Raw genomic sequence first — 10,623 nt, 5'->3', positions numbered from 1 at the left:
CGATGCTTTTTCATTGGTTTGCAGAATTTTAGAATCTATATATTCCTGCACCTTAAATCTTTCTGTTGACATCAATGGAAACATAGCCTGTTTTATAAATGTTTCCACCGAATCACTTAATGCTATTTGGTGATTGATATCAACGCCCATCTGGAACTTCAGCAATTTTTCAAGTATTTCTATACCCCTTATGGTTTGGCTCAGGCGATTGTCCAAATCCGTCTTATTGATCCTGAGCTGATCAATGCTGGTTTCTTCGGCCATTCCTACTTTCAGCATTTCCTTATAATCATTCAGGGTTTTATCCATCAAACCTGCATTTGCCCGGAGGATTTCAGAAATTCGCTGCATCATCACAATCTGGTAATACGTATTGGTTACAATTTCCCTGGTATCCAGTTCCGATTTTTTAAGGCTTTGCTCGCTCATATCCAGGTAGGTCCTGGCAGCCTTCAACCCAACAATATATTCACCGCTGAAAAGAAGCTGGGAGGCAGTCAGTTTAAAAGTCGTATTTGATTTGGGCATCATTTCAATTACACCCATTTTTGAAGAGGAGGAAGAACCCCCGTTATTAAAAAACCCGGAGAAATCAACGTCAATGGGATTGAAAAGATTTTGGTAAGTAACATTTCCGGAAACCTGGGGCAAACCTATGGCCGTTGTTTCCCATACCTTCTTTTTTGCAGTAGCTATATCGGTTAGTCCGTTCCGAATTGCATAACAGTTTTGACTGGCATAGCTCTGAGCCTGAGCCAACGAAAAATGCAGGATACTGTCTTCCTGAGCGAAGGAACATAAGGACAAGTTCAATAAAAATAATATCCCGAAATATTTTTGACTTTTCTTTTCCTGCAATAACAACCTGCTGCAACAGAATAAAAGAAGATACCTGCTTCTCTTTGCCTTTTTGGGAAGAAAACATAACTGGCTCATATTCCGGAAAAATTAATAAAACAAAATGTAAGCTGAGTTAAAATCGTTTTCTGGATATTATGGACGGTTGGCTCCTGTTTTAATGATAAATTGAATTTATTTACTCCAGGCTGCTCTATCAATAAAGTGCCCATATACAAATTTAAGCAATGTTTATTAAGTTACTTATTTGTCAATTAACTTTTTAGAGTTTTTTTTGAATAGTGAAAACATCAGTCAGAATAATATTTTCAGAAATCTAAGCCGGGACTCCCCTTATTTTACCGGAAAATGGAATTGAAAAATCAGGGAAAAGGAGTAAGTTCAAATTTATACTATTTTTGTTTTATGAATACTATGTAATGCAATTAACTAAACTTGAAAAACTTAAAAACGAAAAAGGCGGAGGAAAGCCAAATGTTTTGAAAAAGGGCAGTTCTTTTTATCTTTAGATTTTCTTTAATATTCCGGTAGTATCAGACATTAAACCTAAACAAAAACAAATGGACTTAAACGATATCCTGGAAACATTTAAAAGCCTGGCCAATGAAGCAAACCGTGAAGGCATGGCCCGGTTTGGGATAAAATCAGAAACTGCTTTTGGGGTAAACATCCCGGTCTTAAGAAAAATGGCCAGGGAGATTGGAAAGGATCACACCCTGGCTCTTCAATTATGGGAACAACCCTATCACGAAGCGAAACTGCTGGCAACCCTGGTTGCCGATCCAAAGCAGACAGACAGCCAGATGATGGAAAAATGGGTGAAAGACTTTTACTCTTGGGATATCTGCGACCAATGCTGCGGCAACCTCTTTGAAGATACTGCCCTGGCTTACCAAAAAGCTCAGGTCTGGGCAGCAAGGGAAGAAGAATTTGTCAGAAGGGCAGGTTTTGTAATGATGGCCCGGTTGGCAGTCAGCGATAAAAAGGCGGAGAATCAAAAGTTTGAAGAATTCCTGTACCTGATCAAAACCTATTCTACGGACTCCAGAAATTTTGTAAAAAAAGCCGTAAACTGGGCATTGCGGCAGATAGGCAAACGAAATTGGGCGCTCAATGAAAAAGCCCTTGAAGCAGCTAAAGAAATATACAGCCAGGATAATAAAACCGCAAAATGGATTGCTGCTGATGCAATGAGGGAATTAGAAAACGATCAGATCAGGAAAAGAATAAAATATTAAAATAAAAGCCCGAATCGCTTCAGGCTTTGAAATATAATCGGGTTACTAAAAAACAAGTTATTTAGAATCATAGGCCCATTTCAGCCAGATGGAACCCCAAGTGTACCCTCCGCCAAAAGCAGCAAGAATAAGGTTGTCACCTTTCTTAAGTTGTTTTTCCCACTCCCACAGGCAAAGTGGAATAGTAGCAGCTGTAGTATTCCCGTATTTCTGGATATTGACCATTACTTTCTCCTTGCTCAGTCCCATTCTCCTTGCCGTGGCATCAATAATCCTGAGATTTGCCTGATGGGGAACGAGCCATGCAATATCATCAGCAGTAAGATGATGTTTTTCCATCATCTCTGCAGAAACATCGGCCATATTGGAAACAGCATGTTTGAAAACCTGCTGTCCTTCCTGGTAAATATAATGTTCATGGGCATCAATAGTGTCATAAGAAGAAGGTCTAAGGCTACCGCCTGCTTTCAGGCAGAGATGCGTACGTCCGGAACCATCTACATGAAAAATATAATCCATTACGCCCAATTCGTCGGTTGTTGGCTCGAGCATCACCGCGCCGGCACCATCTCCAAAAAGAATACAAGTAGTGCGGTTGGTGTAATCGGTAATCGAAGACATCTTATCGGCCCCGACCACAATTACCTTTTTGCAGGAACCTGACTCCACATATTTGGCAGCTGTAACCAAGCCATAAAGAAAACCTGAACAGGCAGCATTCAGGTCAAAACTAAAAGCATTTTTTATACCAACTTTGTCACTTATAATATTTGCGGTTGCGGGGAAATGCATATCAGCAGTTGCCGTAGCACAAAGCAAAAAATCTACTTCATCAGGCGAAGTATTGGTTTTCTTCAACAATCTTTTAACAGCTTCAGCTCCCAAATCCGAAGTGGCTTTTCCTTCCCCTTCACCTCTAAGAATTCTTCTTTCTTTGATTCCTACTCTTTGCATGATCCACTCATCAGAAGTATCAACCATGGTGCTGAGTTCTTCATTGGTAAGTTTATAATCAGGCACATAACCTTCTATACCTGTAATTGCTGCTTTAATTTTCATTCGAAAAGTTTTAAGTAAAGTCTTATACTTTTAATGAACTATTAATTTTAAAGGTTATTCCACATTGTTGAATGCATCTTTAATCTTTTCGCAAATCCTGGCTTCAATGACCTGCCGGGTTTGCAGGATCATATTTTTTATCGCCCTTTCGTTTGACCTGCCATGTCCTATAATTACCGGTGCATTTACCCCCAAAACAGGCGTACCCCCATAAACTTCGAAATTGAACTGATTGAAAAAATCATCTTCAATTTTCCGCTTCTTGAGCAGGGTATAAAAAGCTTCAGCCTCTTTCAATACGATATTGCCTACAAATCCATCGCAAACCAATACATTGGCTTTCCCGCTGAACAAATCGTTGCCTTCCAAATTGCCGATAAAATTGAACTCTTTGGCTTCTTTCATCAACTGAAAGGTTTCCTTTGACACCAGGTTTCCCTTTTGATCTTCGCTTCCTATGTTCAAAAGCGCAACTTTTGGATTTTCAACGTGATAAACACTTTCTGAATATATGGAACCTAATAGTCCATATTGACATAATACATCAGGTCTGGCATCAGGATTTATTCCGACATCAAGCAAAACAAGAGGAGTCCCTGTTACTTGCGGGATAGTAGTTAATATAACAGGCCGGATGACACCAGGAATTGCTTTGACAGTATACACTGCCCCCACCATCATTGCTCCGGTATTGCCCGCACTTGCTAAGCCGTCAATCTGGCCGTGCTTAAGCATACCAAAACCCAACGCAATACTGGAATCCGGTTTTTGTTGATAAGTCTTTGCCGGATGTTCTCCCATACCAATAGAATTGGTGGTATGTACATAATCAAAATTCGAGGGATCAAATTTTTCCCTCTCACATATTTTCTTTATTTCCGGCTCATTCCCAATCAACACCAAACGAACATCAGACGATAATTCCTTAAATGCAAGTATTGAGCCTAAAACAGTTGCTTCAGGGGCGAAATCCCCCCCTAGTATATCAACTCCTAATCTCATCAGCAATCAACCCCCGCTTCACACTATGCCGTTACTGTCTTCTCAATTGCCAATTTGCCTCTGTAATATCCACATGCAGGACATACTCTGTGGTATTGTACGCTTGCCCCACAGTTTGAACAAGTGGAAACAGTTGGAGCTATTGCTTTATAATGTGTTCTGCGTTTGCGAGTTCTTTGTTTAGAATGTCTGTTTCTAGGATTTGCCATCTTAATTTAACTTTTAATTGTTGTTTTCTAAATATTTCTTCAATTCTTCCCAACGCGAATCAATCTTCTCTTCATTTACCGAATATTGCTTGATCTTTTCGAGCATTCTGGGGTCACAGGTACTTTGCCCATGTTCATCGTCCGGATGAACATGCCTGTAAGGCACCTGTAAACATATCGATTCAAAAACATATTGAGTGAGATCTATTTCCTTCTCTTTTTCCGGAATATAAATCACTTCGTCATCATCCTCCTCAACCCCGGATACCTCACTTTTAATCTCTACACTCCCACTTTCATATTCAACAGATAAATCAAAATATTCGAGACACCTGTCGCAACAAACATTGACAGTACCTTGTATCCTAACATCAAGACCCATATTTTGCCCCTGTTTATTCAGAATAATTTTGAGGGTTAAATCTCCATCCCTTATTTCCGAATCTTTAAATTGTTCAAAGAACGGTTTACTTACTTGAAAAGTAAACTCATGCTCCCCATCTAAAACATCATAAATGGGAATTAGAAACCGTTGACTATGTTCAACATCCAATTTTCACTAAAAATTAGTGGTGCAAAAGTATAAATTAATATTAGAATAAAAAAAGAATTTTTCTCAGGCATTGATTTTTGTAAATGAGTAAGATAAAATCAATTATAAATATTTTTTCCTGATAAAGATCATGGCCGGGACAAAAGAAATATTGCATTAAAATTCATTTATCGTTCTGTTTTTTAAGCATTTTTAATAACTTTGTTGTACAAAATCAGTCTGATTATGGCAAAAAAAGACTTACAATTTGTTTATTCCACCAACAAAGAAACTCACCTGGAAGTGAAGCATGAAGAAACAGAAACCCTTTTACCCGCCAGTCAGGATCTGAGGATATGGCTGGATAAAAAAAACCGTAAAGGTAAAGCCGTCACCTTGATCAATGGATTTACTGGTAAAAGTGAAGACTTGGAATCGTTGGGAAAGATGCTGAAAACAAAATGTGGCGTTGGGGGAACAGTGAAAGATGGAGAAATTTTAATTCAGGGCGATTTAAGGGATAAGATCCTGCAGATTTTAATCAATGCTGGATATAAGGCGAAAAAAGCAGGAGGATGATACTTTTTGATTAAAACTTTTAGTACCTCTTGTGAAATTTATAAAATTCCTTTAGGTTTGTGCAAAAATTTAGGGGTTGTTAGCTCAGCTGGTTTAGAGCATTACCTTGACAGGGTAGGGGTCACTGGTTCGAATCCAGTACAACCCACTTTTGATAATTTTAATTTAATTTATTTTCGTTATGTATAAGGTTGTACTTATCAGACACGGTGAGAGTGAATGGAACAAAGAGAACCGTTTCACGGGTTGGACCGATGTCGATCTTTCCGAAAAAGGAGTAGAGGAAGCCAAAAAAGCTGGAAAAGCGCTTAAGGATGCTGGCTTCACCTTCAATATGGCTTTTACTTCCGTTCTTAAACGTGCCATCCGCACACTTTGGCTGGTTCAGGAACAAATGGACCTGCTTTGGATTCCGGTTATTAAATCCTGGCGTCTGAACGAACGCCATTATGGCGCATTGCAGGGCTTAAACAAATCTGAAACCGCTGCCAAACATGGGGAAGACCAGGTTAAAATCTGGAGAAGAAGTTATGATATCGCCCCTCCTTCCTTAGAAAAATCAGATCCCCGTTATCCCGGCAATTCCCCTGCTTATGAGGATGTCCCTGAAACAGACCTCCCTCTTACTGAATGTTTGAAAGATACCGTTGCCAGATTTGTCCCTTATTGGAAGGAAACAATTGTTCCAGAAATTAAAAAAGGCAAAAAAGTAATCATTGCCGCTCACGGCAACAGCCTTCGTGCTTTGGTTAAATATCTCGATAATATTCCTGACGACAAAATCGTGGAATTGAATATTCCTACCGGTTTGCCTTTGGTATATGAACTGGATGATGATCTGAAACCTCTTAAAAGTTACTACATTGGCGATCCTGAATTGGTAAAAAAAGCTATGGAAGCCGTTGCTAAACAAGGTCAGGCAAAAAAATAAGAATTATTTTCAATTATATAAAAGCATCAGGGAATACCTTGATGCTTTTTTTTTAACTTTATCCGGACGATTAATGATGAGATTCCTGGCACTTACATATTAGTTTTAAATAACATGTAAGAAATGAAGAAAAACTTTATCTTTTATATTCTCACATTTTCGATATTTTGTTTTTTGCTGATCTTTCTGATTGAAAAAGGTTCAAAGCTTAAACCTTTAAATCGACCAGTCAATCAGGAAAGTCAATTTGTTCCGTCCACAGCCCGGTCATCTACCCTGAATATTTTCATCAAAGGTTTTTCAGAAAACATTACCCATCCCTTAAGTATCCTTCTGCTACAGATTATTGCCATCATTATCATTGCCCGTTTGTTTGGTACCCTTTTCCAAAAAATGGGACAACCTACCGTAATTGGAGAAATACTGGCCGGAATTTTCCTGGGGCCTTCTGTTTTGGGATATTATTTGCCGAACTTTTCGGTCTTTCTTTTTCCCCCGGGTTCATTAAATAATTTGCATGTTTTAAGCCAGATCGGTCTGATGTTTTTCATGTTTATCATTGGAATGGAACTGGATAGCAGTGTTTTCAAAAAGAAGGCCAATTCTGCCATCATGATCAGTTACTCGGGAATTATCATTCCTTTTATCTCAGGGGTAATTCTATCCTATTTCCTGTTTCCTCTATATGCATCCGGCAAAAGTACTTTTGCCGGTTTTTCCATTTTCCTTGGAATTTCGATGAGTATCACAGCCTTCCCTGTTTTGGCACGCATTATTCATGAAAAAGGGCTAACCCGTTCGCCTTTGGGTGCAATGTCTATAACTGTTGCAGCTATCGGCGATATCACAGGATGGTGCCTGCTGGCTTTTATCATTGCGATTGTCAAAGCGGGTTCTATCAGTAATGCCTTATTTACCCTTATCTTCTCTGCAATTTATATCTTCTTCATGTTTTATGTACTTCATCCCTTTCTGAAAAAACTAAGCGAAATCTATGTTTCCAAAGAAAACTTAACCCAGCCGGTGGTGGCTTTTGTCTTTCTCTTATTAATCATGTCTTCCTACCTGACCGAAATTATTGGCATTCATGCGCTTTTTGGAGCTTTTATTGCCGGGGTTATCATTCCAAGGGACAGGGATTTTAAAAAACTGCTGGCGGAAAAAATCGAAGATATCAGCCTTATTTTACTATTGCCGCTGTTTTTCGTCTATACGGGATTGCGTACAAAGGTAGGCATACTCGACCAGGAAAGTTTGTGGTTCTGCCTTGTAGTCATCCTCACGGCAATTGTGGGGAAATTCCTGGGCACAACCTTTTCAGCCAGGTTCGTGGGAATATCCTGGAAAAATTCCCTGTTGCTGGGCTCCCTGATGAATACCAGGGGACTGATGGAACTTATCGTAATAAACATTGGTTACGACATGGGAATTCTCACCTCCCAGATATTCGTGATGATGGTGATTATGGCCATCTTCACCACATTAATGACAGGCCCTTCCATCAACCTGATCAATTTTCTGTTTAAAAGAAAAGAACCCATATTGGCTGCTGAAATTCCAAAATATAAAGTTTTATTCTCTTTTGCCGACCCGGGAATGGGCAACAAATTATTAAAACTTGCAGATATCCTGACAGGAAAAGAAGCTTTCAATACCGAAATTACGGCTTTTCATGTTTATCCCTTTTCGGAAATGTCTATTCAAAATATTTTTCAATTTGATGAAACTTTATTTCAACCTGTAAAAGATACCGCAGAAGAATTAGGAATCAATCTGAGAACAAAATATAAAGTCTCCAACAATATTCCCCAAAAAATCCAGAATTACTGCCAGAAAAGAAATGTGGATTTATTATTGATGGGAGCCGCAAAATCACCTTTCACTTCCAAAAAAACAGGAGGGATTGTTCATAACCTCCTGGTTCAGGATAAATGTCATGTTGGAATTCTTATTGACAATGGACTCACTGACTTAAAAAATATTTTTGTGTATATAGACCAGAACCCTGATTTGTTTCTGGCCAATTACGCCAAAAGAATAGCAGAAAATTCCACTTGCCAGGTAAAAATATTTCTTTCTGAAGAAGTAACAGATTTTCAATCAACCGGAAACTATTATCAATGGGTTGAACTACAAAATGGCAATTCCCCGCAATTCCGGAAAAACAAGGCCCACGACCTAATACTTCTCAGCTACAACTACTGGAAGGAAATAGAAAATACTTATCACTCTCCCTCATCGGTCCTTATACTCAAATAATCGAAATGAGTATTTTTTATACTCATTTTTTAATCAGAATAGATCTTCAGCATTGAAAAAAGGACTTGAAATATTTTACTTTATTAAAAAAGATTAGTAATTTTATTAGGCTCTGTTATAGTCATTTCCCCTTTTAAACTAAGCCATTAAATAATATGACAGATCGCGTTTCTGAAACATTTGGATAATTTTTATTAACAAATGTCATGTCTTGTTTTTTGCCTTTTATGTTCAAAACTATGCTAAAAATCAGACTAAATCGCATTTTCTTTCTCATGGTTTTCACAGGTATTTCACAAACTATGATAGCAATCCATAACACAGGACTGTTCACCTTGTCCCCCATACATCATTCAAGCAATCCAATATATCAGCCAATATTAACATATCGGGATCCGGTATTATCCGTTGATTCAATAACTTCAGGTAATAAAGCAGTAAATTTAAGGGAATCCTCAAACGATACAATTTTCACTGACGAAAATACCCCTGTAGACATTGTTCCCACAATATACGCTGCAAAAAAAACAAATGGAAATTCATTGATTGTCAGAATAATAAAACATGCAAATCATGGTAAAAATTATCTTGAATCTTCAAGCGGGATAATCACTTATATCCCCGAAAAATTTTATTATGGTTACGATACCATCATAGCCAGAATATCTGAGAATGTTACTCCTGCAGCTTTTACGAATGATACTATTTTTATCACGGTTCATCATGTCAATCAAAATCCATTTTCATTAAGGATTTATGATTCAACGGCTCAAAACAAGCCCCTTGAAATGTTTCCCCTCAGGCAAAATTTCGATCCTGATAAAAACATAGATAAATTCTCTATGACCCTTGCGAATAAGCCTTTAAACGGGAAAGTTAAAATAGAAAAGTTATTGGGTAAACTCATTTATACACCCAAATTGAATTTCACAGGTAAGGATTCTTTTGTAATTCACTTTTGTGATATAGGGATGCCTGTACTTTGTGCTTATGATACCATAGTAATTACGGTCAGGGAAATGTTTGTTCCCCACCCGGCCATTGGAGTGGCCAAATCTGTGGATGTTATTAACATACATAACAACAGATACGACATTAAATATACAATTACCGTAAAAAACCTGGGAAATGAAGATCTTTATTATTTTCAGGTGAATGATAATTTGTCAAAAGTTTTTAAAAATAACTTTACTTTTCAACTGAACGGGAATATTTCTTCCTCAGGAGATATAAGAACGAATTCGCAGTATGATGGAATCAATGATACAACCCTTCTGGCTCCTGATTGCCGTTTACCGGCCGGGGCTTCAGTCTATATCACAATTCCTTTAACAGCACAGTCAAAAGATAATTCATCAACAGTGGTATTTAATTCTGCCTATGCCAGCGGGATAGATTCTACCGGAACGATTGTATCAGACCTTTCAGAAAATGGAGTCAATCCTGATCCAAATGGTAACGGGAATGCCAATGAAGCAGGTGAAAATGACCCGACTCCCTTCTCTTTTGCCCAGGAAATTTTTATTCCTGAAGGTTTCTCCCCTAATAATGACGGAATTAATGATTTTCTTGTGATCACCGGAAGGGATAATAATAAAATCTCTCTAAAAGTTTATAATCGATTTGGAAATATAGTTTACGAAAACGATAACTACAGAAACGACTGGGATGGAAGAGGCAACCAGGGAGCTGCGGCAGGGAAAAAACTGCCGGATGGAAATTATTTTGTGATTGTAGGACTCAACAAGGGGAAAAAATCGAGTGTCAAAACGATCACCATTCACCGCTAGCTTTAAAATTTCATAAAAACTCTATGAATATTGTGAAGGTAAAACAGTTTTAAATCAATATAGGATGAAAGCACCATTTAGCAGTCTGTTGATTTTATTAATAAATTTTACTGTCTGTGCCCAATCTATCCGTCTGAAAATTGCAGACTCGGAATATAATAACATG

At 38.1% G+C, this 10,623-nt stretch carries 10 protein-coding genes and 1 tRNA gene; 6 read left to right on the top strand and 5 right to left on the bottom strand.

Translation table 11 applies throughout. The features are described from left to right. Positions 1 to 936, bottom strand: a 936-nt coding sequence (locus Q8907_07705) for a TolC family protein (protein MDP4274147.1), incomplete at its 3' end; no start/stop codon positions are given. A gap of 482 nt (positions 937 to 1,418) precedes the next feature. Here Q8907_07705 and Q8907_07700 point away from each other — a divergent pair. After that, positions 1,419 to 2,096: a DNA alkylation repair protein gene (locus tag Q8907_07700; protein ID MDP4274146.1), complete on the top strand. Its 678-nt coding sequence runs from the start codon at positions 1,419 to 1,421 to the stop codon at positions 2,094 to 2,096. Between the two features lie 57 nt (positions 2,097 to 2,153). On the opposite strand, the gene Q8907_07695 is transcribed toward Q8907_07700, so the two are convergent. The 4 genes from Q8907_07695 to Q8907_07680 are packed head-to-tail and all read right to left on the bottom strand — an operon-like array spanning position 2,154 to position 4,748. Next, positions 2,154 to 3,155, bottom strand: coding sequence for a beta-ketoacyl-ACP synthase III (locus Q8907_07695; GenBank protein ID MDP4274145.1), 1,002 nt, complete (start codon positions 3,153 to 3,155; stop codon positions 2,154 to 2,156). A gap of 54 nt (positions 3,156 to 3,209) precedes the next feature. Further along, on the bottom strand, positions 3,210 to 4,157 hold the full coding sequence (plsX, locus tag Q8907_07690; GenBank protein ID MDP4274144.1) for a phosphate acyltransferase PlsX: 948 nt from the start codon (positions 4,155 to 4,157) through the stop codon (positions 3,210 to 3,212). 23 nt (positions 4,158 to 4,180) lie between these two features. Beyond that, entirely contained in the window at positions 4,181 to 4,366 is a 186-nt protein-coding gene (gene rpmF, locus Q8907_07685; GenBank protein ID MDP4274143.1) for a 50S ribosomal protein L32, read from the bottom strand. A 13-nt stretch (positions 4,367 to 4,379) separates the two neighbouring features. After that, entirely contained in the window at positions 4,380 to 4,748 is a 369-nt protein-coding gene (locus tag Q8907_07680; GenBank protein MDP4274142.1) for a DUF177 domain-containing protein, read from the bottom strand. 396 nt (positions 4,749 to 5,144) lie between these two features. Here Q8907_07680 and Q8907_07675 point away from each other — a divergent pair, with 396 nt between their 5' ends. The 5 genes from Q8907_07675 (at position 5,145) to Q8907_07655 (ending at position 10,457) form a co-directional block, all read left to right on the top strand. Beyond that, positions 5,145 to 5,477, top strand: coding sequence for a translation initiation factor (locus tag Q8907_07675; protein MDP4274141.1), 333 nt, complete (start codon positions 5,145 to 5,147; stop codon positions 5,475 to 5,477). A 73-nt stretch (positions 5,478 to 5,550) separates the two neighbouring features. Further along, a tRNA-Val gene (locus Q8907_07670) sits at positions 5,551 to 5,625 on the top strand. A 33-nt stretch (positions 5,626 to 5,658) separates the two neighbouring features. Further along, positions 5,659 to 6,408 carry a 2,3-diphosphoglycerate-dependent phosphoglycerate mutase gene (gene gpmA, locus Q8907_07665; GenBank protein MDP4274140.1) on the top strand — a complete coding sequence of 250 codons (750 nt, stop codon included), beginning with the start codon at positions 5,659 to 5,661 and terminating at the stop codon, positions 6,406 to 6,408. Between the two features lie 123 nt (positions 6,409 to 6,531). Further along, positions 6,532 to 8,667 (top strand): cation:proton antiporter, encoded by a 2,136-nt coding sequence (locus Q8907_07660; GenBank protein ID MDP4274139.1) that lies wholly within the window; start codon positions 6,532 to 6,534, stop codon positions 8,665 to 8,667. Between the two features lie 302 nt (positions 8,668 to 8,969). Next, complete coding sequence (locus Q8907_07655) at positions 8,970 to 10,457, top strand: gliding motility-associated C-terminal domain-containing protein (GenBank protein MDP4274138.1); 1,488 nt, start codon at positions 8,970 to 8,972, stop codon at positions 10,455 to 10,457. The last annotated feature ends 166 nt before the right edge of the window (positions 10,458 to 10,623 follow it).

It is taken from the genome of Bacteroidota bacterium (assembly GCA_030706565.1).
GTDB lineage: Bacteria > Bacteroidota > Bacteroidia > Bacteroidales > JAUZOH01 > JAUZOH01.
The sequence above is the reverse complement of the archived record's forward strand: the minus strand, read 5'-3'. Positions and strand labels throughout refer to the sequence as shown.